The sequence below is a fragment of the Gammaproteobacteria bacterium genome, from assembly GCA_022340215.1.
Taxonomy (GTDB): Bacteria; Pseudomonadota; Gammaproteobacteria; order JAJDOJ01; family JAJDOJ01; genus JAJDOJ01.
On sequence record JAJDOJ010000250.1, the window covers coordinates 1 to 21,041 of the forward strand.

The following is a 21,041-nucleotide window of genomic DNA, read 5'->3' on the forward strand; positions in this document are numbered from 1 at the left end:
ACCGGATCGCGCCGGGTGAGCTGCGAAGCAGTGAACGGCTTGGGCAGGAAGCCCAAGACCGGTGCCCAAGCAAAGCAGGGACAGCGCCGCGCCGGGATCGTTCGTCATCAAGACGCGACAACCGCGGGAATGGCCAGAGTATACAAGCGACCGGAGTCCGTGCTCGTCGTGGTATACGACGCCGTGGGGCGGGTTCTCCTGCTGCGCCGTCGCGATCCGCCGGGATACTGGCAGTCCGTCACCGGCAGCCTGGAGTGGGGCGAGCCGGCGGGAACGGCCGCGGTGCGCGAGCTGTTCGAGGAGACCGGAATCGCGGGTGTCGTACCGGAAGACTGCCGGCAGTCGCGGCACTTCCGGATCTACCGGCGGTTTCTGTATCGCTATCGTCCCGGCGTGACGCGCAATCTCGAGCACGTGTTTCGTGTCCGGGCCGCCGCCGGGTCCGGGATTCGACTGGATGACCGGGAACACGAGGCATGGCGCTGGCTGCCGCGTGGCGAGGCCGCGGCCCTGGTCTCCTCGTACACCAACCGGGACGCGATCCTGGCGCATGTTCCCGCGATTCCGAGGGAGGACAACGACACGTGAAGGAAACCGTGGTACTCGTGCACGGAATCTGGATGATCGGAATCGAGCTGTCGCTGTTGCGGCGTCGCCTCGAGGCATGCGGATTTCATTGCGAACAGTTCCGCTACCACTCGTTGCTGTACACCCCGGGCCAGAACGCCGCCAGGCTGTCCCGGTTCGCCGACGGCATCGACGCCGAGATTGTCCACTTCGTCGCCCACAGCCTGGGCGGCATCGTCGTGCTGCATCTGTTCGAACGCGATCCCGAGCAGCGGCCCGGCAGGGTGCTGATGATGGGGACCCCCCTGCGCGGCAGCGCGACGGCCGGATCCTATCACCGGAACCCGATGACGCGGTTGCTGCTGGGCAGGAGTATCCGGCGTGGGCTCCTCGGCGGTATTCCGGAGTGGTGCGGCGCGCGTGAGGTCGGCATGATCGCCGGATCCCGGGGGTTCGGTGTCGGCAGTCTGATCCCGGGCGCCCTGGAACGGCCCAACGACGGCACGGTGGCGCTGTACGAGACCCGTATACCCTGGCTGAATCGACATCTGACGGTTCCCCACGGTCACCTGGGGATGCTGTTGTCCCCTGACGTGTCCGAGTCGGTCTGTCGCTTCCTCAGAGACGGGGAGTTCGACTGATCTTCAGGGGGGTGGGGCGCGTTATCCACCAGTGCTAGAATTCGCCCGATATCCGTTCTTGCAGGGAGACTTCATGGCCGGCCACAGCAAATGGGCCAATATCCAGCACCGCAAGAAGGCGCAGGACGCCAGACGCGGCAAGCTGTTCACCAAACTGATACGGGAGATCACCGTTGCGGCGCGCGCCGGCGGATCGGACCCGAACGCAAACCCCCGTCTGAGGCTGGCGGTTGACAAGGCCCTGGCCGCGAACATGCCCAGAGACACGGTCGAACGTGCGGCCAAGCGGGGCGCTGGTGAGCTCGAAGGCGTCAACTACGAGGAAGTGCGTTACGAGGGCTACGGTCCCGGGGGTACGGCGGTGATGGTGGATTGCATGACCGACAACCGCAACCGAACCGTCGCCGAGGTGCGCCATGCGTTCAGCAAGGCAGGCGGCAATCTGGGCACTTCCGGCTCGGTCGCTTTCCAGTTCAAGGAGACAGGGATCATCGCCTTCGCCGCTGGCGGTGACGAGGACGCGATCCTGGAGGCGGCGCTGGAAGCAGGTGCCGAGGACGTGCAGACCAACGATGACGGCAGTGTCGAGGTCCTCACGACCCCGTCGGAATTCGCCACCGTCAAGGAGGCCCTTGCCGAGGTGGGGCTGGAACCGGAGATGGCGGAGGTGACCATGCGTGCCGAGACATTGACGCCGCTGGTCGATGCGGACGCGGAAAAGCTGTTGCGGCTCCAGGACGCGCTGGACGATCTCGACGATGTGCAGGACGTGTATTCCAACGCGGACATATCAGACGAGGTATTGGAAAGGCTGGAATAACACCCTTGGTACGGACGCGCATCCTCGGCATCGACCCGGGTTCCCGGCTGACCGGCTACGGAATTGTCGAGAGCGATGGGCATCGCAGCGTCCACATCCTGAACGGGTGCGTACGAGCCGGTTCCGGCCCACTGCCGGAACGTCTGGGCATTATCTATGGCGAACTGGAGGCCATCGTGGCGGAGTACGGACCGGGGGAACTCGCCGTGGAGGCCGTTTTCGTCGCGCGTAACGCGTCCGCGGCGTTGAAACTCGGGCACGCGCGAGGCGCGGCGATTTGCGCCGGCGTCGGTCACGGGCTTCCGGTCAGCGAGTACAGCGCGCGCTTGGTCAAGCAGGCGCTGGTCGGAAGTGGCTCGGCGGACAAGGTTCAGGTCCGGCATATGGTTTCCAGGCTCCTGTCCGTCGATGAGAATCTCCAGGAGGATGCTGCCGACGCCCTGGCGGTTGCCCTGTGTCATGCCCACACTCGCGCCACGCTGGCTCGATATCGCATCGCCAGGTTGCACCGGTGATCGGACGCATCCGCGGCGAACTCGTGATCAAGCAGCCTCCCCGTCTGATGATCGACGTCGGTGGGATCGGCTACGAGGCAGAGGCGCCGATGTCCACCTTCTACGATCTGCCGCAGGTCGGGCAGACCGTGGTGCTATTCACCCATCTGCACGTCCGGGAGGATGCCCATACGCTCTACGCCTTCGCCAGCGAGGAGGAGCGCGGGCTCTTCCGGGACCTGATCCGCGTCAGCGGCGTGGGCGCACGCATCGCACTGGCGGTCCTGTCGGGGATGAGCGCCAGAAAGTTCCGTCTCTGCATCCACGAGGGGGATTCGCGCGGGCTCACCAAGGTGCCGGGGATCGGACGAAAGACGGCCGAGCGCCTGGTCGTCGAGATGCGAGATCGCCTGACCGACATTCCTTTGCCGGCCGCGGGGAGCGCGCCGTCACACGCCGTCGATCCCGTCGGTGAGGCGATACACGCCCTGGTCGCCCTGGGCTACAACGCGGCGGAGGCGTCGCGGATGGTCGGGCGGATCGACACAGGGGATCTCGCCAGTGAGGACATCATCCGCAAAGCCCTGCAGTCGAGCCTGACGTGAGCGTAGAGGACAGGCTGCTCGACGCGTCAGAGGAAAGCGGCGAGGCCGCGCTGGAGGCCAGCGTCCGGCCGCGAACCCTGGATGATTACAGGGGGCAGCCGAGGGTGCGCGAGCAGATGGAGATCTTCATCTCCGCGACACGCGAACGCGGCGAGGCGCTGGACCATGTCCTGATCTTCGGGCCACCGGGGCTGGGAAAGACCACGCTGTCCCACATCATCGCCAACGAACTGGGCGTGAATCTTCGCCACACCTCGGGCCCGGTGCTGGAACGGCCCGGCGATCTCGCGGCCATGCTGACCAACCTCGAGCCTCGAGACGTCCTGTTCGTCGACGAGATCCATAGGCTGAGCCCGGTGGTAGAGGAGATCCTCTATCCGGCGATGGAGGACTTCCAGCTCGATATCCTCATCGGTGAGGGCCCGGCCGCGCGTTCGATCAAGCTGGACCTGCCGCCCTTCACCCTGGTCGGCGCCACCACCCGCGCGGGTCTCCTGACCTCGCCGCTGCGCGACCGCTTCGGCATCACCCAGCGCCTCGAGTTCTACGGTACCGAGGATCTGACCGCCATCGTGCTGCGTTCGGCCGGTATCCTGGGTGTGGCAACCGAGCGGGATGGGGCGGTGGAGATCGCGCGGCGCGCCCGGGGCACGCCCCGCATCGCCAACCGCCTGCTGCGCCGGGTGCGCGATTTCGCCCAGGTCAGGGCGGACGGCCGGGTCTCCGGCGATGTCGCCCGCGGGGCGCTGGATCTGCTGGCTGTGGACGTCAACGGCTTCGACACCATGGACCGCACGTTGCTGCTGGCAATCATGGAGAAATTCGACGGCGGTCCGGTCGGTGTCGAGAGTCTCGCGGCGGCGATCGGCGAGGAGCGCGGCACCATCGAGGACGTGATCGAACCCTATCTGATTCAGCAGGGTTTTCTGATGCGCACGGCGCGCGGGCGGATGGCCACACGCAACGCCTACCGGCACTTCGGTCTCAAGGGCCAGGTCCCGGTCGCTCCGGCCGAAGGCGAGACCTTGCCGCTATGGGAGGAGACACATGATCGGTAACCAGGACAGATACACCCCGGCCTTCAAGGCGGAAGTCGCCCTCGCTGCCCTGCGCGGCGGCCGGCGCTACCCGGAACTGGCGGCCGAGTACGGCGTTGCCACCAGCGAGATCGCCCAATGGGTGGCGGTGCTGGAGCAGGGCGCCGAAGCATTGTTCCGGCACCCGGGCACTGAGGCCGGGGCGGATGAAATCGACGTGGGGGCGCTGTACCAGCAGATCGGTCGTCTGATGATGGAGCGCGACGCCCTTGTGCGGCGCTGCGAATCACCAAATGAAAACTCAGACGACGATGACAACAACCCGGACCGACCCGACGTGCTAATCCCGCAGGATTAGAGAAATCCGGCAACCCATTGTAGTTGTATCCGGCCCGGATCGCCCTCCTCAAGTACTGCCCCGACGCGAAATCCATACGGCAAGGGTTTGCAGCGACGACCACGGTCGCATCTCCCTGGTGTCGTTAACGTCGTTCCGCCTCGACCTTTACGAGGATTTCACGCAGCGTCCTGAAGTGCGCTTCCTGGTCGAAAAGCCGGTCCGCCCGTTCCTTCCCATTCGCCGCCAGCTTCTCTCGCAGTTGCGGACTGTCGTTCAATCCGGAAAGCCGATTGGCTAGATCATTTGCGTCCATGGACTCGAACAGCAGGCCGCTTTTCTCATGTTCGATGATCTCCGGTACGCCGCCGCGGTTACTGCCGACGACCGCCACGCCCGCCCGCATGGCCTCGGCCAGCACGAGCCCGAAGGTCTCCTCCTTCGTCGCGAGCACGACGCAATCGCAGGCCTGCATGAAACGCTGGGGCCCCTCCACGAAATCGAGGAAGTGGACGCGGTCCCCGACGCCGAGCTCTGACGCCTTGCTGCGCAGGGTATCGCGATAGCCGGATTGCATTTCGTGTCCGACGATAAGGGCGTGTATCGTGTCTCCCCGATCCCGGTTATGGGCGATCGCCTCGATCAGTAAATACTGTCCCTTCTCGCGCTGAAGGCGGCCGAAGAGGCCGCAGAGGAACACCTCGCGCGGGACCCCGGCATCGTGACGAATCGCGTTCCTGCGGGTCTCGTCGATGGCTTCCCCTGGGTTCTTCACCCCATAGTAGAGCGTCCTCACCCGCTGGTTCGCGCCTTCCGGCAGGGAATCCCGGGCGGACCGCTCCAGCTTGCGCGTGATGGTCAGCATGAGATCCATCTGATCGTAGACGAGGCGATGATAGAGATCCTTCTTCGGCCGGGCGATCTGCATCTGGCGGGTGTAGACCAGGGCCGGTTCGGTTCCGGATAGGCGCTTGGCGATCGATGCCAGGGGCAGATCGTCGCCCCAGTGCAGGTGAACGAGATCGATCTCGTTCTCGTCGATGATCCGTGCGAGTTTCCGGGCGCGTATCCCGGGCAGGGGTTTGAACCCGTGGCCGAGATACGAGGTGGTCAAACCGGCGTCTCGCAGGCGCTCGGCCAGCCGGCCTTGGAGATTCAGGGTCGCATGGACCTCGTCCGATTCGGACAGCATTCGACAGCAGCGTTCACAATACAATTCCAGACCGCCCAGATCCCGCGACAGGCACAGTTCGAGGATCCTCACGATCGCGCCAGCAGTTGCTCGAAGTACGTGATGGTCTTGCCCAGGCCTTCCTCGAGCGGGGTGGTCGGCGCCCAGCCGAGCTGTTCACGGGCTGCCGTGATGTCCGGCCGGCGCTGCCTCGGATCGTCCGCCGGCAGTTCCCGGAAAACCAGCCTGGATCCCGATCCGGTCATCTCGACGATGGTCTCCGCCAGCTCGCGGATACTGAATTCTCCCGGGTTGCCGAGGTTGATCGGGCCGGTTGTCTCGTTGACCGAATCCATCAGACGCACGAAGCCATCGATCATGTCGTCCACATAGCAGAACGAGCGGGTCTGGGAACCGTCCCCGTACAGGGTGATCGGCTCGCCCTTCAGTGCCTGGACGATAAAGTTCGAGACCACCCTGCCGTCGTTGGGGTGCATGAGCGGACCGTAGGTGTTGAAGATCCGCGCCACCTTGATCCTGAGTCTGTGCTGGCGATAGTAGTCGAAGAACAGGGTCTCGGCACAACGCTTGCCTTCGTCGTAACATGAACGCGTCCCGATCGGATTGACGTGCCCCCAGTAATGCTCCGGCTGCGGGTGCATCTCCGGGTCGCCGTAGACCTCGCTGGTCGAGGCCTGCAGGATTTTTGCGCGGATCCGCTTGGCCAGGCCGAGCATGTTGATCGCGCCATGCACGCTGGTCTTGGTCGTCTGCACCGGGTCGTGCCGATAGTGAATGGGCGAGGCGGGACAGGCGAGGTTGTAGATCTCGTCCACCTCGATATAGAGCGGAAACGTCACGTCGTGACGCATCGGCTCGAAGTGGGGATCGTCGAGCAGGTGGATGATGTTGTCCCGAGTGCCGGTGAAGTAGTTGTCCACACAGAGGACGTCGTTGCCTTCGCGAAGGAGACGTTCACAGAGATGGGTGCCCAGAAACCCGGCACCGCCGGTGACCAGTATGCGTTTTCGGAGATGCACGATCGGCTTTGCAGGTTGGTTCAGGTCTCGTCGAGCAGGGACTCGACCGCGGCGAGGATTTCGTCGTTGTCCAGTCTCGTCAGACAGGACGGGGTGCCGAACCGGCAGGTGTTCTTGACGCAAGGAGCGCAGTCGAGTCCCGGGACCCGGATCAGGCGCCGGCGGGCCCCATTGTAGGGTGCGGTCTCGCGTTCGTCGCCGGCCCCCATGAGCACGACGGTCGGTGCCCCCATCGCGTTGCCGAGGTGCGCGGGGCCCGAGTCGGTGGTGACGACCACCCTGGCCCAGGCGAGCAGCACGACGAGTTGATCGAGGGTTGTGATCCCGGCGAGGTTGAGAATACGGTCCCGTTCGGGGATCTGCCCGATGGCCGATGTCAGACGTTCGCGGTCCGTGGGCTTTCCCGTTACGACGAGGGTCTCCGCGAACCCCGCGGCGAGATCCCGCAGCAGTCCGGCGGATTTGTCCTGGGGCAGGGTGCGGGACTGCGCCTCGGAATTGAAGGCCGCGACGATGTAGGGGGCGGACAGGACGGGATCGACGGTTTCCGGTCGCGTCGGGGGGCGGTTGAACGAGATCGCTTCGGGCGGCGGGATCTCCCTGCCTGAAAAACGCGACAGCAGGAGATTGAATTTCTGTACCCGATGGACTCGCGTCGGTAGCGGGTAATTATCGGTCAGAAGGAAAGACCGCAGCTCGTAGCGGTAGCCCACCCGGCGCCGCGCGCCGGTCGCGTAACCGATGACCGCCGAGGAGAAGCTGGTCGGCAGGCAGAAGAAGATATCGTAGCGCTGGCGTCGCGCGATCTCGCGTCCGAATCGGTACTGCCCCCACAGGCCCCGGTAGCGATTCCTGTCGAACGGATAGATGTGCGAGATCGAGGGTGCGAGACGGGTGATCTCGCCATACTCGTCCTTGACGATGACATCGGTAGTGGAGCCGGGGTAGATCTGGGCCACGCGATCGACGAACTGGCTCGCCATGACGATGTCTCCGAGCCAGTTGGGGATCCGCACCAGAATCTTCATGGGCGCCATTATAGGTTCTTCTCTCAGACGATACCGGGGCGTTCCTGACCGGGTGAATCGGCCGATGGTGTATCGTCGCCGGGCAATGGTATGTCATTTGACAGAAATCGCCTTGGTTCCAGAACCGCGACACCGGGGCTCCCGTAACGCGAATCGGACGGGGGGCCGGTCCTGTGCGTGAGGTGGTCCAGCATGGTGAATACGAGTGGGTCCTGTTCGACCGTGAAAGCTGGGACGGCCGCCGGCCCGCGTTGTTCGAGCGCGGCATCGAACGAACGGCCATCTCCGGCGGACGCGGCCAGGCCTGGTTCGTATCGCACGACGAAGGGGACTTCGTCCTCAGGCACTATCGCCGCGGTGGCGCGATCGAGGCGCTGCTCGCCGATCGCTATCTGTGGGCCGGAATCGATGCCACGCGTGCGTTCAGGGAGTGGCGGTTGCTGGCGACCCTGGTCTCGGACGGTCTTCCGGTTCCCCGCCCGGTGGCTGCACGGGTACTGCGCTCGGGTTGTTTCTACCGGGCGGACCTCGTGACCCGTGCACTGCCCGGCGTTCGCAGCCTGGCCGATCGGCTCACGGACGCTCGGTTGCCGGAGGCAGGCTGGCGGCGGATTGGCGGCTGCATCCGCCTGTTTCACGACCGGGGCGTGTATCACGCCGACCTCAACGCCCACAACATCCTGCTGGACGGGGCCGGGCGAACCTACCTGATCGACTTCGACAAGGGGAAGATCAGAAACCGCGGGGTTGGCTGGAAGACGGCCAACCTGGTGCGATTGCGCCGGTCGCTGGAAAAACTGGCGGATCGGTCACCGCGGTTCTGCTACGGTCACGGAGATTTCACGAGCCTGACGTCAGGTTACGTGGTCGCGGGACGCGGCTGAATCAGCGGCGGTAGCTCACGACCTCGTCCAGCGGCCGTCGCGGCGTGTCCTCGGGCGTCTCGGCCGCATAACCGAGACTTATCAATGCCAGAGGGGTCATCCCCGATTCGAGCCCCAGTGTGGCCGAAACCGCCGCATCGTCGAAATCGCCGACCCAGGTCGTGCCGAGACCGGCGGCGACGGCGGCCAGTTGTACATAGGAGGCGGCGATGGTTGCATCCTGCAGCGCAAAGAGTTGCCTCCCCCGGAACCCGAAGGTCTGTTCCGATCGCTCGGCGTCGCTGCAGAACACCAGACAGACCGGCGCGTCCGAGATGAAGTCCTGTCCATTGGCCGTCTTACTGAGAGCCCGGCGCAGCTCGGGATCGAGAACGACGACGATGCGGTAGGACTGGAGGTCCCCCGCCGAGGGCGCGGCCACCGCCATTTCCAGCAGGGCATGCAGCTTCTCCGGTTCGACCGGCATGTCCTTCTGGTAGTGCCGGATCGAGTGTCGGTGTCGGACGGTCTCGAAGAAATCCCACATAGCGTCTTTCCCCGGTCCTCAAATGGACCTGTCGGATGGTGGATAGGTCGCCGCGAATCGGCAGAATTCGGCGTCGGTTCAGAAGAGTCTCTCGAAGAAACCCTCGCGCCTGCGTTCCGTGTCCCGCGCGAGTTCCGGATAGTTGGCCTGCAGGACCTGCATGGCGTCTCGTGCGGCCTCGTCGAGATCCAGGGCCCGATAGGCCTGTACCATCATGACCAGGGCGTCCGGGACGGACTCCGCTCCCTGGTAGTTTTCGATCAGATTCTTGCAGCGATTCGCCGCCGCGACGTAGGCGCCGCGGCGCATGTAGAAGTCCGCGATCTTCAGTTCGTGCTCGGCCAGTTCGTTACGCAGGAACACCATCCGGTCGCGTGAGTCTGCAGCGTATTGGCTCGAAGGATAGTTCTTTACGATGTGTCCGAAGTCCTCGAACGCGTCGCGCAGCGGGACGGGATCCTTGCTCGCGGGATCACGACCGTAGAACGGTGTCAGGAAGGTCTGGCCGCGGTTAAAATTCGCCAACCCCCTGAGATAGTACGCATAGTCGATGTTGGGGTTCTGTGGGTGCAGCTTGATGAAACGGTCGGCCGCCGCGATGGCCGAATCCGGCTCTTCCGCCTTGTAGTAGGCGTAGGCGGTTTCGAGCTGGGCCTGCTGTGCGAAACGGCCAAACGGGTAACGCGCCTCGAGCGTCTCGAACAGATCGATCGCGTTGTTGTAGTTTCCGTCATCCAGTTCGCTCTTGGCCTCGTTGTAGAGCTTGCCCGCGGACCAGCCCTTGGTCGGGTCGGTTTCCGTCCAAAGGTTCTTGATGGTCGAGCATCCCGTGGGCAGGGTAAGCAGGATGGCAGCGATCGCCAGTCCCCGTAGCCGCGTTTTTGTGGATGAGTGGTGCATTCGCGCCGATCGAAGCCTTGAGCCGGAGCCTATTATTATGGTTTTCGTTATAGATTTCATACTGTCGGTCCGGTGCGGCGCGCCGGCGGGGCCCTGGCGTGGTTGAGCGGCGATGAAAACGCAGCGTGAAGTCCCCGCGGATGACGCCCGACCAGACGGCGGGTGCCGGCAGGGAGCCAGCGACGTTCGGAGATTCGAGGCCCGTCTGCCGCCCGAGGCGGGCGGGATGCGGCTGGACGCGGCGCTCGCGAGGCTCTGTCCACAGTACTCCCGAAGCCGGCTGCAGCGATGGATCAGGCAGGGGCAGGTACGCCTCGACGGCATGGTGCCGCGAGCGAGAGACCGGGTAGCGGGAGGCGAGAGGCTGACGATCCGTCTCGAACCCGAGCGCGAGGTCGTGCATGCCCCGGAACCTATCGATCTGGAGATCGTCTACGAGGACGCGGAGATCATCGTGATCGACAAGCCACCCGGGCGTGTGGTCCACCCCGGCGCCGGTCATCCGTCGGGAACCCTGCTCAACGCCCTGCTCCACCACGCGCCGGAACTCGAGGGCGTGCCGCGGGCCGGAATCGTGCACCGTCTGGACCGGGATACGAGCGGCCTGATGGTGGTCGCGAGAAGCATACCCGCGCACACCGCGCTCGTGTCGCAGTTGCAGGCACGCTCGGTCAGGCGCGAGTACCTCGCCCTGGTCCGCGGCGCACTCGTTTCCGGCGGTACGGTGGAGGGCGAAATCGGGCGCCATCCGGTGCATCGCACGCGCATGGCGGTGGTGCCCCGGGGCAGACCGGCGATCACACACTATCGGGTCGCGCGGCGGTTTCGCGCCCATACGCTGCTCGAGGTCCGCCTGGAAACCGGTCGTACGCACCAGATTCGGGTTCATATGGCGCACATCCGACACCCTGTCACCGGCGATCCGGTCTACGGCGGTCGGCCCGCCCTGCCGGCCGGGGCATCCGCGGAACTGGTCGAGGCGTTGTGCACTTTTCGCCGCCAGGCGCTGCATGCGGCCCGGCTGGGTCTGGTCCACCCGGCCACCGGGGAAAGGATGGCGTGGACTGCGCCAGTGCGAGCAGACATGCGATTACTGATCGAGCGGCTCGAGGAGGATCTTCGGGAGCGGGGGGCGTGACCGACTGGATCGAACCCAACTGGCCGGCCCCGCTCGCGGTGCGTGCCGTGTTTACCACGCGGGCAGGGGGCGTCAGCGGGGGGCCCTATACTTCGATGAATCTTGCTGCCCATGTGGGAGATGATCCGCAGAGCGTGGACGCGAACCGGCACCGGCTCCGCGGGGCGCTCGAACTGCCCGCCGGTCCCTACTGGTTGAACCAGGTGCACGGGGCGCGCGTGGTCGCGGCCGGGGCTGTTTCGGGGACCCCCGTGGAGGCGGACGCGGCCGTGACGGATGCGAGCGGCGTGGTTTGCGCGGTGATGACGGCCGACTGTCTGCCGGTCCTGTTCTGCGACCGCGCCGGGGAACGGGTGGCAGCGGCACACGCGGGCTGGCGCGGTCTCGGCGCCGGTGTGCTCGAGACAACCGTCGTGTCGATGCGCGTCCCCGAAGGGGAGATCCTCGCCTGGCTGGGACCCGCGATCGGACCTGGGAACTTTGAGGTTGGCGAAGAGGTGGTCCGGGTATTCGTCGATGCCGACCCGGCCAGCGAGACCGCGTTCAGGGCGGTCTCCGGTGTGCGCTGGAAGGCGGACATCTACGCACTGGCGCGACGCAGGCTGCGGCGGGCCGGTGTGCGAGAGGTCTACGGAGGAGGCTGGTGCACCTTTTCCGATCCGGTGCGATTTTTCTCCTACCGGCGCGACGGGACCACGGGACGCATGGCCGCCCTGATCTGGTTGCAGGGGACACCCTGACCGGGTCGCGAGAGGCACGGATTCGGCAGAAAATCCACCACTTCTGCTTGAAATTGGCCGCGCCAGGCGCCATTCAATCGATATTCGGATTTTTATTCTCGGGGGTAACTCAACATGCGAATGGACAAACTGACGAGCAAGTTCCAGATGGCGCTGCAGGACGCGCAGTCCCTGGCGGTGGGTCGGGACCACCAGTTCATCGAGCCTTTGCACCTGATGATCGCACTGCTCGACCAGCAGGGGGGGGCGGTGCGCCACCTGTTGACCCAGGCGGACGTCAACGTCAACAAGCTGAGATCGGGGCTCGGCGAGGCCTTGGACCGACTGCCTCAGGTACAGGGGGCAGGGGGCGAGGTACACCTTTCCAATGAACTGGGCAATCTCCTGAACGTCACCGACAAACTCGCGCAACAGCGCAACGACCAGTACATTTCCAGTGAGCTGTTCGCGCTGGCTGCGATCGAGGACAAGGGCCGGCTCGGCGAATTGCTGCGCCAGGCCGGAGCGAGCCGGGGCGCGGTCGAAAAGGCGATCGACTCGATACGCGGCGGCGAATCCGTCAACGACCCCAACGCCGAGGAACAGCGTCAGGCGCTGGAGAAATACACCGTCGATCTGACCGAGCGCGCCGAGCAGGGCAAGCTCGACCCCGTCATCGGCCGCGACGACGAGATCCGCCGCTCGATCCAGGTGCTGCAGCGTCGGACGAAGAACAACCCCGTGTTGATCGGTGAACCCGGCGTCGGCAAGACGGCGATCGTCGAAGGCCTGGCGCAGCGCATCATCAAGGGGGAGGTGCCCGAGGGTCTCAAGGGCAAACGCGTCCTCTCCCTGGACATGGGGGCCCTGATCGCGGGTGCGAAGTTCCGCGGCGAGTTCGAGGAACGCCTCAAGGCGGTGTTAAACGACCTGGCCAAACAGGAAGGACAGATCATCCTGTTCATCGACGAGATTCACACCATGGTGGGTGCCGGCAAGGCCGAGGGTGCGATGGACGCGGGCAACATGCTGAAGCCTGCGCTGGCGCGCGGCGAGCTGCACTGTATCGGCGCCACCACCCTGGACGAGTACCGCCAGAACATCGAGAAGGACGCGGCCCTGGAGCGACGCTTCCAGAAGGTGCTGGTGGAGGAACCCACGGTCGAGGACACCATCGCCATCCTGCGAGGGCTCAAGGAGCGTTACGAGGTGCACCACGGGGTGGAGATCACCGATCCGGCGATCGTCTCGGCGGCGACGCTGTCACACCGCTACATCACAGACAGGCAGTTGCCGGACAAGGCCATCGACCTGGTCGACGAGGCGGCCTCGCGCATACGGATGGAGATCGACTCGAAACCCGAGTCCATGGACAAGCTGGACCGGCGTCTGATCCAGTTGAAGATCGAGCGTGAGGCCCTGAAGAAAGACACCGACGAGGCCTCGAAACGGCGTCTGGAGGCACTGGACGAGGAGATCGGGAGACTGGAGAAGGAATACTCGGATCTCGAGGAGATCTGGAAGGCCGAGAAGTCGGCGCTGCAGGGCGCGACCCATATCAAGGAAGAGTTGGAGCGCGCCCGGCTTGAGTTGGAGACAGCGCACCGGGCCGGCGACCTGACCCGCATGTCGGAGCTGCAGTACGGACGCATCCCCGAACTCGAACGGCAACTCGCGGCGGCCTCCGAGGCCGAGCGGCACGAGACCACGCTGGTGCGCAACAAGGTGACCGACGAGGAGATCGCCGAGGTGGTATCCCAATGGACCGGAATCCCGGTCTCGAAGATGCTTGAGGGCGAACGCGAGAAGCTCCTGCGCATGGAAGAGGCCCTGAAGAAGCGCGTGGTCGGTCAGGACGAGGCGGTCGCGGCGGTCGCGAACGCCATCCGCCGTTCCCGTGCGGGTCTGGCCGATCCCGATCGACCCAACGGTTCGTTCCTGTTTCTTGGTCCCACCGGTGTCGGCAAGACCGAACTGACCAAGGCGCTGGCAGCGTTTCTGTTCGACACCGAGGCGGCGATGGTCCGGATCGACATGTCGGAGTTCATGGAGAAACACTCGGTCGCGCGACTCATCGGCGCGCCGCCCGGCTACGTGGGGTACGAAGAGGGCGGCTACCTGACCGAGGCCGTGCGCCGCAAGCCCTACTCGGTGATCCTGCTGGATGAGGTCGAGAAGGCCCACCCCGACGTGTTCAACGTGCTCCTGCAGGTGCTGGAGGACGGCCGCCTGACCGACGGGCACGGGCGCACGGTGGACTTCCGCAATACGGTCATCGTCATGACCTCCAACCTGGGTTCACAGGTCATTCAGGAGATGGCGGGCGAGGAGCACTACGATCGGATGAAGTCCGCCGTGATGGAGATCGTCGGACAACACTTCAGGCCGGAGTTCATCAACCGCGTCGACGAGGCGGTCGTGTTTCATCCCCTGGGGCGCGAGCAGATCCGCGCGATCACCGGGATACAGATCGAGTACCTCGGCAGGCGGCTGGTCGAACGCGATATGGCGCTCGAGGTCACAGACGCGGCACTCGATCTGCTGGGCGAGGCCGGCTTCGATCCGGTCTACGGCGCGCGACCCCTGAAGCGCGCGATTCAGCAGCAACTGGAAAACCCGCTGGCCCAGGACATCCTTGCCGGCAAGTACGGGCCGGGCGACACCGTCAGGGTCGACGCCGAAGGCGGGGAGCTCGTGTTCGTCGGCATGACGCAGGCGGCGGCCTGAGGTGGCGCCGTTTCATTCGTGTCGCCCGGGTCTCCGCCTCGCCGAACGGGATTGTCCGTTCCTGTCGGGATCAATCCGGCCCGTAGGACGGGTAGGGTGACGAGGGTTGGAACCCCCCCGCACCCGCGGATTCCTTTTGCAGGAGGTAGGGTTGCCCCGCCGGGGAATACGGATCGGTACCCTGGGGTGACCAGTCCTGCCCCGATGGATATGGGTCCGTACCCTGTGGCGACCATGACGGTTCCGCTGAAGTATACGGATCGGAACCCTGAGGCGACCACGATGGCTCCGCCGGGGGATACGGTTCGGATCCCTGCGGCGACCACGATGGCTCCTCCGCCGGGGGATACGGTTCGGAACCCTGCGGTGACCAGGCCTGCCCTGCAGGCGCGTAGGGCTGGGCCTGCCCCGCAGGCGCGTAGGGCTGGGCGGATTGCGGGTACGATGGTGGCGCCGACTGGCTCGACTCGAGCTGGCGGATCCTTTCCTCCAGTTCCTTGATGCGGGCGGCCGAAGGATCCTCGGCCGGTGCCGCCTGTGCGGGTACCGGCGGAGGTGTCTGATAAACGGGGGGATACCCGCCGGGAGCCAGTGGTGCCCCGTAACCCCCATACGCTGGGGGGTGGCCGTAACCTGGCGCCCAGTAACCCGGTGCGCCGTAAGGGACTTCACCGTAACCCGCGCCGTAGTAGTCGTCGTCGCGATTCCCCCCGCCGAACCACCGGGAGGGGTTCATCATGTTCATCGGACCGAAGCCGGCGGCATCGACCCTGTCGAACAGGATACCGTTGTCGGTACCTGCCCCCACCAGCAAGATGAGTGAAATCGCTGCCGATCTGTTCACTGTTCTCGCTCCTCTTCCCTTGATCGGCGCCCGGCGAGCCCCTTGGTCGAAACCGGATGTCAATCCTGCAGTCCAGGACCGAACCGGGCGCAAGTGCATGTCGTCATCGTACCCATAGGCCGGTTCGCCAGGCTTTCCCCGGTTTTAGGGTATGGCCGGACTTCCGGTGAGCACCCCGCGGCGAGAGCGTGAACGATGTGCGGATCTGCGCCGGCCCCGTCCGCGTCGCTCCGGGGTCGTATGCTCTATTTAGTAGAGACTTTCGGCCCCTGAATCTCCGACGAATTGCAGGAGTTCAGTTTCAGAAACCAGAAACCCACGCTCACGTATGCCAGTGTGGAAAAGAACAGGATAGGCAGATTGACGGCGGGATTTTGGTTGACCCAGGAGATGATGCCCCCGCTGTCGAGCACGAATAGCACCACGACGGCGATGGACATCGCCAGCCAGACTAGCAGGGAGGCGCATCTTAATGCGACGTTCTTGTCACACTGACTTTTGATACACGCGTACATTTTCATTCGAGCTACCTCCTGGACCGTAAGAACGGGAACCGAGCCCCTTTAGGTCCTCTGTGAGTTGGGAACGGATGATCAACCTCCCCACCACCCATGATGCAATCCGGTGAGCCGGACCATCGTCCCTGACTGGCAAATGTATCGTTATCGGGTCAGTCAGTTATCCGGGGCCGTTCCGGGTCTCAATGGCGCGAAACCGCGATCTCGTGTAACGAAAACGGCCCATCTTCTGTGAACCTACACTACCTTTTCTGTGAACCTACACTACCTTCGCTACAATCACAAGGGTACGGAACGAACACGGGAGGCCGCACAGCGGCATGCAGCGATCCGACGGGGAAGTCTCCGAAAATTCGAACGAATCGGCGCCCGTCGCCAGGCGATTCGGTTGGTGGCACATAGCGGCATTCGTCGCAGCCGCCGTCGTCGTCACGGTCGGGATCACGGTCTGGGCGCTTCAATCGGGCCTGTTCCAGTCCGAGTTTCGTCCGGTGTCGCTGTATCCGGACGAGCAGCGGACGCTGGAGGAGAAGCTGGACCGGCTGCAGGGCGCGGCCGCGCCACGGAACGACGGCGGGTTGGCGGGGCAAGGCGGTGAGCCGCTGGCGCCGGAGCCCTACAGTGAGCTGGGGGCGAAGCGTGAAGTCGCCTTCACCGAGCGTGAACTGAACGCCATGCTGGCCCACAACACGGACCTGGCGCGGCGTGTTGCAATCGATCTCTCCGAGGATCTGGTCAGCGCGAGGATCCTTCTGCCGCTGGATGAAGACTTCCCCGTCCTCGGCGGCAAGACCCTGCGGGTGCGTGCCGGTGCGGAATTTGCCTACCTGAACGACCGGGCCATCGTGAAGCTGCGCGGGGTATCGATAATGGGGGTTCCCTTGCCCAATGCCTGGCTGGGTGGCCTGAAGAACATTGACCTGGTCCGGGAATTCGGGGCCTCCCCGGGGTTCTGGAAGGCGTTCTCGGACGGCATCGAGGACGTTCGAGTTGGCGAAGGGACCCTGGTGCTGAGGTTGAGAGAGTGAGAAACCGCCATGTTCGGTGTGCCGAGATCGAGACGGCAGGGCACGGAGCGGACTCGTGTCGGGTGCGGGGCGCATCACGCCTGGCCATGAACCAAGTCCGTCCGGTCGATCCAGGCAGGCAAGCGAAATGAAGGTCCGCTCCCACCACATTCCGATCCTCGCTGCGATGGCATCGGTCGTCCTGCTGGCGTGGATGGTCTGGTGGATCGGGGACGAAGTGCGGGATACCTATCGCGGCGTCGAGGTGGTCGGCACCTGGGTATTCGATTCGGAGCTCGGCATCGGGATCGCTACGGAGGTGGATGCCCGGGAAGTTTACCGATCGCTGTATTCGATCGAAAACATCGTCACCGTACTCGCCGTTGTTTGCGTGTTGCTGGCGACGGGACTTGCCGTCCTGCTCACGGTCGACGCGAGGCGTCGGCAGGTGCAGAAGGCCCTGTCCGAGAGTGAATCCCGCATCAGGCTGCTGCTGGATTCGGTGGACGACGGGGTTTTCGGGGTGGACCGGGAGGGTCTCTGCACGTTCGTCAATTCGGCCGCCCTGGGTCTGCTGGGTTTCGGGAAGGGAGCCGAGCTGGTCGGTCGGAAGATTGGAGACATCGTCCTGCACACCCCACACGAGGGAACGGAAACGGAAGCCGTGACACGATACCTGGAGGAGGCCATTCAGCAGGGCAGGCCCGTGAGGCTGGACGACGGGGTGATGTGGCGGCACGACGGCCTGTCCTTCGACGTCGAGTGCCGCTGCAGTCCGGTGTCTCTCGACGGCAAGGTGGCGGGTGCGGTCGCGAGCTTTCGCGACGTCACGGAACGGCACCGCGCCGAGGAAAGGTTACGACAGGCGGCGACCGTGTTCGAGAACACCGACCAGGGCATCGTCGTCGCCGATGCCGGGCGCCAAATCGTGGCCGTCAACCGGGCGTTTACCGAGATCACCGGATACAGCGCCGACGAGGTGGTGGGACGAAATCCCAGCCTGCTCCAGTCCGGCCAGCACGACAGCGCGTTCTATACCCGCATGTGGCGGACGCTCAACCGCACCCGCCAGTGGCGCGGCGAGATCTGGAACCGGCGCAAGAACGGCGAAAGGTATCCGGCATGGCAGAGCGTCAGCCTGGTCACCGACGACAGCGGCCGCCTGTCCAACTACATCGCGATCTTCTCGGATATCAGCGCCTTGAAGGAGTCGGAACAGCGGCTGGACCATCTCGCGCATCACGACGCCCTGACCGGATTGCCCAATCGGCTGTCGCTCGACGCCAAGCTCGACCAGACACTGGCACTGGCCAGGCGCAACGGCTACAAAGCGGCCCTCCTGTTTCTGGACCTGGATCGCTTCAAGCTCATCAACGACACCATGGGGCACTCGCACGGGGACAAGCTGCTGCGAACCATCGCCGAACGCATCAAGGGCAGCGTGCGCGCCGAGGACACCGTGGCCAGGCTCGGGGGTGACGAATTCGTCATCGTTCTGGCCGAGATCAAGCGTTCCGCGGATGCCGCCGTGATGGCGGAGAAGATCCTGAAGGCGGTGTCGACGCCCGTGCGACTCGGGGAACAGGAAATCGTCACCTCGACCAGTATCGGGATCAGCCTGTTTCCCGATGACGGCGACAATCACGCCGATCTGCTGAAGACGGCCGATGCCGCCATGTACCACGCCAAGGAGCGCGGCAGGCAGAACTACCGTTTCTATACCTCCGATCTCACCGAAAAGGCCCATGCGCATCTATCCATCGAGCGCGGTCTGAGGGCCGCACTAGCACGCGGTGAGTTCGTCCTGCACTATCAGCCACAGGTCTCCCTGTTCGACGGGCATATCACCGGGGTAGAGGCCCTCATCCGCTGGCAGCATCCGACCAAGGGCCTGCTGCCGCCCGCCGGGTTTATCCCGGTGGCGGAGAAGACCGCGCTGATCGATCTCATCGGCGAATGGGTGCTGCGCAGGGCCGGTGCGGACGCCCGCAAGTGGCGCGACGCGGGTCTGTCGTCGTTGCGCGTCGGAGTCAATCTTTCCGGCAGACAGTTCCGCAGCCAGAGCAGCCTGGACAGAATCGTCGCCATTATCGAGGAAATCAAGCTCCAACCGGGCGACATCCTGCTCGGTCTCGAAGTCACGGAAAGCACGCTGCAGATCGCCGAAGGCAGCCTCGAAGCGCTCGGACGCATGAAGGGGCTCGGCGACACCCTGGCCATCGACGATTTCGGTACCGGGTATTCGTCCCTGCACCGCCTGAAGCACCTGCCGATCGACACGCTCAAGATCGATCGCTCCTTCGTGAAGGACATCCCCCGCGACTCGGACGACGAGGCTATCGCCGAGGCGATTATTGCGATGGGTCGCAGCCTGCGTCTGAAGGTGATCGCCGAGGGTGTCGAAACCGAGGCCCAGCTCGGCTTTCTGAGGGCGAGCGGGTGTGACGAGATGCAGGGGTTCCTGTTCAGCCGGCCCGTGCCGGCCGACCGTGTCGCGCAGCTCCTGGCCGAAAACGTCTCACTGGAGTTCTACGACGATGCCCATGCGGTCTGAGGAGCGCCGGATGGCCCTGGTGCTGGCGCACTATCCGCTTGACGGCATCCGCGACATCGATATTTCTCCGGGCTTGTTCGCCGACGGACCGTGGGGCAGAAAACTGGTGACCATCGACGTAAAGGGGAGCGAAAGGGCGTCCGGACATCCGTTACCGTAGCTGCCCGAGTGTGCAATACTCTGCTGCGACATCGGGCGATTCCTGCTGAAACGAGGAGCAACGACAAATGGCACCAAGAGGTCGTAAGAGGAGTACGTCGCAAACCAGGACGAGTGAAGTGCTGTGCGTGGGTATCGATCTGGGGACTTCCCGTTCCGCTGTTTCCGCCGCCAACGGCAACCGCGAACTCGTGGAGAGTTACGTCGGCTGGCCGAAGGATTTCGTGGCACAGAAGATGCTCGGGCGGCCCGTGCTTTTTGGGGCGGATGCACTGGAGCACCGGTTGTCGCTGGACCTGGTCCGCCCCCTGGCCGCAGGTGTCATCAAGGACACCACCGAGCGCGAGGAGGACGCCGTACGGGAACTGGCAGGACACCTGGTCGAACTGGCGGGCGCCGTCCCGGGCCAGAAGATCCACGTGGCGGTTGGCATCCCGGCCGAGGCGCTCAAGGTCAACCGCGACGCGATCCGTGACGCCATTTCGCAGTTCACCGACAAACTGATCCTGGTCTCGGAGCCCTTCTCCGTTGCCTTCGGTCTGGGAATGCTGGACAACGCCATGGTCGTGGATATCGGCGCCGGCACCGTGGACTTCTGCATCATGCACGGAACGGAGCCCGCGCACGACGATCAGCGTAGCCTCCTGACGGCTGGGGACTCGGTGGACGATGCACTGTTGAGCGCGCTCAAGGAGAACTACCCCGACTCGGATTTCACCCTGAACCTCGTGCGCCGCTTCAAGGAACAGTATGGAATGGTCGGCGCTGCGCGCAGGAAGGTGGTCGTGGAGGTGCCCGTGAAGGGCCGCATGATGAGTCACGACATCACCGAAGAGATGCGCCGCGCTTGCGAGTCGATCATGGCGCCCATTGCGGAGACCCTGCTCGACATGATTGGCCGCTACGATCCCGAATTCCAGGAGCGGGTGCGCGGCAACATTGTCCTGGCCGGCGGCGGCAGTCAGATCGCCGGTATCGAGGATTACCTGCAGGAGGCGGTGCGCGAGTACGCGGAGTGTCGCATCTCTTCGGTCGACGATCCCCTGTTCGCCGGCGCCGACGGTGCGCTGGAACTGGCGACTTACGCCCCCGAGGAGCGTTGGGACCAGGAGTGATTCGTGGGTCTCGTTCCTCGGCCCGTTGCGGGGAAGCCGCCAGTCCGTTTCCTGTCGCCTCTAGAATCGTAAGGCGATTGCCGGAAAATGGCATACCAGATTGCGCCGGGTGAACTGCGAAGCAGTGAACGGCTTGGGCAGGAAGCCCAAGACCGGTGCCCAAGCAAAGCAGGGACAGCGCAGCGCCGGGATCGTTCGTCATCAAGGCGC

22 protein-coding genes are annotated in these 21,041 nt (G+C 64.5%); 15 read left to right on the forward strand and 7 right to left on the reverse strand.

The genetic code is table 11. The features are described from left to right. The first annotated feature begins 129 nt into the window (after positions 1 to 129). The 7 genes from nudB (at position 130) to LJE91_17170 (ending at position 4,522) form a co-directional block, all read left to right on the forward strand. Positions 130 to 588, forward strand: coding sequence for a dihydroneopterin triphosphate diphosphatase (nudB, locus tag LJE91_17140; protein ID MCG6870387.1), 459 nt, complete (start codon positions 130 to 132; stop codon positions 586 to 588). After that, the gene (locus tag LJE91_17145) at positions 585 to 1,208 is read left to right on the forward strand and encodes an alpha/beta hydrolase (protein ID MCG6870388.1); all 624 of its coding nucleotides are present in this window, start codon (positions 585 to 587) and stop codon (positions 1,206 to 1,208) included. Before nudB ends, LJE91_17145 begins: the two co-directional genes overlap by 4 nt. A gap of 73 nt (positions 1,209 to 1,281) precedes the next feature. Continuing rightward, complete coding sequence (locus tag LJE91_17150) at positions 1,282 to 2,028, forward strand: YebC/PmpR family DNA-binding transcriptional regulator (GenBank protein ID MCG6870389.1); 747 nt, start codon at positions 1,282 to 1,284, stop codon at positions 2,026 to 2,028. Between the two features lie 5 nt (positions 2,029 to 2,033). Next, on the forward strand, positions 2,034 to 2,543 hold the full coding sequence (gene ruvC / locus LJE91_17155; GenBank protein MCG6870390.1) for a crossover junction endodeoxyribonuclease RuvC: 510 nt from the start codon (positions 2,034 to 2,036) through the stop codon (positions 2,541 to 2,543). Continuing rightward, a complete protein-coding gene (ruvA, locus tag LJE91_17160) occupies positions 2,540 to 3,127 on the forward strand; it encodes a Holliday junction branch migration protein RuvA (protein ID MCG6870391.1) in 588 nt (195 codons plus the stop codon). The genes ruvC and ruvA overlap by 4 nt, the downstream gene beginning before the upstream one ends. Beyond that, positions 3,124 to 4,185 carry a Holliday junction branch migration DNA helicase RuvB gene (ruvB, locus tag LJE91_17165; GenBank protein ID MCG6870392.1) on the forward strand — a complete coding sequence of 354 codons (1,062 nt, stop codon included), beginning with the start codon at positions 3,124 to 3,126 and terminating at the stop codon, positions 4,183 to 4,185. Before ruvA ends, ruvB begins: the two co-directional genes overlap by 4 nt. Further along, the gene (locus tag LJE91_17170; GenBank protein MCG6870393.1) at positions 4,175 to 4,522 is read left to right on the forward strand and encodes a helix-turn-helix domain-containing protein; all 348 of its coding nucleotides are present in this window, start codon (positions 4,175 to 4,177) and stop codon (positions 4,520 to 4,522) included. The genes ruvB and LJE91_17170 overlap by 11 nt, the downstream gene beginning before the upstream one ends. Before the next feature lie 124 nt (positions 4,523 to 4,646). On the opposite strand, the gene LJE91_17175 is transcribed toward LJE91_17170, so the two are convergent. The 3 genes from LJE91_17175 to LJE91_17185 are packed head-to-tail and all read right to left on the reverse strand — an operon-like array spanning position 4,647 to position 7,749. Beyond that, the gene (locus LJE91_17175; GenBank protein ID MCG6870394.1) at positions 4,647 to 5,765 is read right to left on the reverse strand and encodes a glycosyltransferase family 4 protein; all 1,119 of its coding nucleotides are present in this window, start codon (positions 5,763 to 5,765) and stop codon (positions 4,647 to 4,649) included. Continuing rightward, positions 5,762 to 6,712 carry an SDR family oxidoreductase gene (locus tag LJE91_17180; protein ID MCG6870395.1) on the reverse strand — a complete coding sequence of 317 codons (951 nt, stop codon included), beginning with the start codon at positions 6,710 to 6,712 and terminating at the stop codon, positions 5,762 to 5,764. Before LJE91_17180 ends, LJE91_17175 begins: the two co-directional genes overlap by 4 nt. 20 nt (positions 6,713 to 6,732) lie before the next feature. Beyond that, entirely contained in the window at positions 6,733 to 7,749 is a 1,017-nt protein-coding gene (locus tag LJE91_17185) for a glycosyltransferase family 9 protein (GenBank protein ID MCG6870396.1), read from the reverse strand. Positions 7,750 to 7,913: 164 nt separating this feature from the next. On the opposite strand from LJE91_17185, the gene LJE91_17190 reads away from it, so the two are divergent. After that, positions 7,914 to 8,624: a 3-deoxy-D-manno-octulosonic acid kinase gene (locus tag LJE91_17190; protein MCG6870397.1), complete on the forward strand. Its 711-nt coding sequence runs from the start codon at positions 7,914 to 7,916 to the stop codon at positions 8,622 to 8,624. Position 8,625: 1 nt separating this feature from the next. Here LJE91_17190 and LJE91_17195 read toward each other — a convergent pair whose 3' ends face one another. Together LJE91_17195 and LJE91_17200 are read right to left on the reverse strand one after the other, a co-directional pair. Then, entirely contained in the window at positions 8,626 to 9,150 is a 525-nt protein-coding gene (locus LJE91_17195) for a nitroreductase family protein (GenBank protein MCG6870398.1), read from the reverse strand. Positions 9,151 to 9,228: 78 nt separating this feature from the next. Continuing rightward, complete coding sequence (locus LJE91_17200; GenBank protein ID MCG6870399.1) at positions 9,229 to 10,050, reverse strand: outer membrane protein assembly factor BamD; 822 nt, start codon at positions 10,048 to 10,050, stop codon at positions 9,229 to 9,231. Positions 10,051 to 10,162: 112 nt separating this feature from the next. Between LJE91_17200 and rluD the strand changes: the two genes are divergently transcribed. The 3 genes from rluD (at position 10,163) to clpB (ending at position 14,634) form a co-directional block, all read left to right on the forward strand. After that, positions 10,163 to 11,188 (forward strand): 23S rRNA pseudouridine(1911/1915/1917) synthase RluD, encoded by a 1,026-nt coding sequence (rluD, locus tag LJE91_17205; GenBank protein MCG6870400.1) that lies wholly within the window; start codon positions 10,163 to 10,165, stop codon positions 11,186 to 11,188. Further along, positions 11,185 to 11,928 carry a peptidoglycan editing factor PgeF gene (pgeF, locus tag LJE91_17210; protein MCG6870401.1) on the forward strand — a complete coding sequence of 248 codons (744 nt, stop codon included), beginning with the start codon at positions 11,185 to 11,187 and terminating at the stop codon, positions 11,926 to 11,928. Before rluD ends, pgeF begins: the two co-directional genes overlap by 4 nt. Positions 11,929 to 12,042: 114 nt before the next feature. Further along, positions 12,043 to 14,634: an ATP-dependent chaperone ClpB gene (gene clpB / locus LJE91_17215; protein ID MCG6870402.1), complete on the forward strand. Its 2,592-nt coding sequence runs from the start codon at positions 12,043 to 12,045 to the stop codon at positions 14,632 to 14,634. A 70-nt stretch (positions 14,635 to 14,704) separates the two neighbouring features. Here the strand turns inward: clpB and LJE91_17220 are convergent, their stop codons facing one another. Beyond that, positions 14,705 to 15,478: a hypothetical protein gene (locus LJE91_17220; GenBank protein MCG6870403.1), complete on the reverse strand. Its 774-nt coding sequence runs from the start codon at positions 15,476 to 15,478 to the stop codon at positions 14,705 to 14,707. A 245-nt stretch (positions 15,479 to 15,723) separates the two neighbouring features. Next, entirely contained in the window at positions 15,724 to 15,999 is a 276-nt protein-coding gene (locus LJE91_17225) for a hypothetical protein (GenBank protein MCG6870404.1), read from the reverse strand. 317 nt (positions 16,000 to 16,316) lie between these two features. Here LJE91_17225 and LJE91_17230 point away from each other — a divergent pair, with 317 nt between their 5' ends. The 4 genes from LJE91_17230 (at position 16,317) to LJE91_17245 (ending at position 20,831) form a co-directional block, all read left to right on the forward strand. After that, positions 16,317 to 17,024, forward strand: coding sequence for an arginine N-succinyltransferase (locus LJE91_17230; GenBank protein ID MCG6870405.1), 708 nt, complete (start codon positions 16,317 to 16,319; stop codon positions 17,022 to 17,024). A gap of 127 nt (positions 17,025 to 17,151) precedes the next feature. Further along, complete coding sequence (locus tag LJE91_17235) at positions 17,152 to 19,557, forward strand: EAL domain-containing protein (GenBank protein ID MCG6870406.1); 2,406 nt, start codon at positions 17,152 to 17,154, stop codon at positions 19,555 to 19,557. Then, positions 19,541 to 19,717 carry a hypothetical protein gene (locus tag LJE91_17240; GenBank protein ID MCG6870407.1) on the forward strand — a complete coding sequence of 59 codons (177 nt, stop codon included), beginning with the start codon at positions 19,541 to 19,543 and terminating at the stop codon, positions 19,715 to 19,717. Before LJE91_17235 ends, LJE91_17240 begins: the two co-directional genes overlap by 17 nt. A 127-nt stretch (positions 19,718 to 19,844) precedes the next feature. Then, positions 19,845 to 20,831, forward strand: a complete 987-nt coding sequence (locus tag LJE91_17245) for a rod shape-determining protein (protein MCG6870408.1) — start codon at positions 19,845 to 19,847, stop codon at positions 20,829 to 20,831. Positions 20,832 to 21,041 lie beyond the last annotated feature (210 nt).

Excerpts from the sequence above, each read along its gene's own strand:
- nudB (MCG6870387.1), top strand. The coding sequence starts at position 130 with ATGGCCAGAGTATACAAGCGACCGGAGTCCGTGCTCGTCGTGGTATAC.
- LJE91_17150 (MCG6870389.1), top strand. The coding sequence starts at position 1,282 with ATGGCCGGCCACAGCAAATGGGCCAATATCCAGCACCGCAAGAAGGCG.
- LJE91_17170 (MCG6870393.1), top strand. The coding sequence starts at position 4,175 with ATGATCGGTAACCAGGACAGATACACCCCGGCCTTCAAGGCGGAAGTC.
- LJE91_17185 (MCG6870396.1), bottom strand. The coding sequence starts at position 7,749 with ATGGCGCCCATGAAGATTCTGGTGCGGATCCCCAACTGGCTCGGAGAC.
- LJE91_17195 (MCG6870398.1), bottom strand. The coding sequence starts at position 9,150 with ATGTGGGATTTCTTCGAGACCGTCCGACACCGACACTCGATCCGGCAC.
- LJE91_17200 (MCG6870399.1), bottom strand. The coding sequence starts at position 10,050 with ATGCACCACTCATCCACAAAAACGCGGCTACGGGGACTGGCGATCGCT.
- rluD (MCG6870400.1), top strand. The coding sequence starts at position 10,163 with ATGAAAACGCAGCGTGAAGTCCCCGCGGATGACGCCCGACCAGACGGC.
- clpB (MCG6870402.1), top strand. The coding sequence starts at position 12,043 with ATGCGAATGGACAAACTGACGAGCAAGTTCCAGATGGCGCTGCAGGAC.
- LJE91_17225 (MCG6870404.1), bottom strand. The coding sequence starts at position 15,999 with ATGAAAATGTACGCGTGTATCAAAAGTCAGTGTGACAAGAACGTCGCA.
- LJE91_17230 (MCG6870405.1), top strand. The coding sequence starts at position 16,317 with ATGCAGCGATCCGACGGGGAAGTCTCCGAAAATTCGAACGAATCGGCG.
- LJE91_17235 (MCG6870406.1), top strand. The coding sequence starts at position 17,152 with ATGAAGGTCCGCTCCCACCACATTCCGATCCTCGCTGCGATGGCATCG.
- LJE91_17240 (MCG6870407.1), top strand. The coding sequence starts at position 19,541 with ATGCCCATGCGGTCTGAGGAGCGCCGGATGGCCCTGGTGCTGGCGCAC.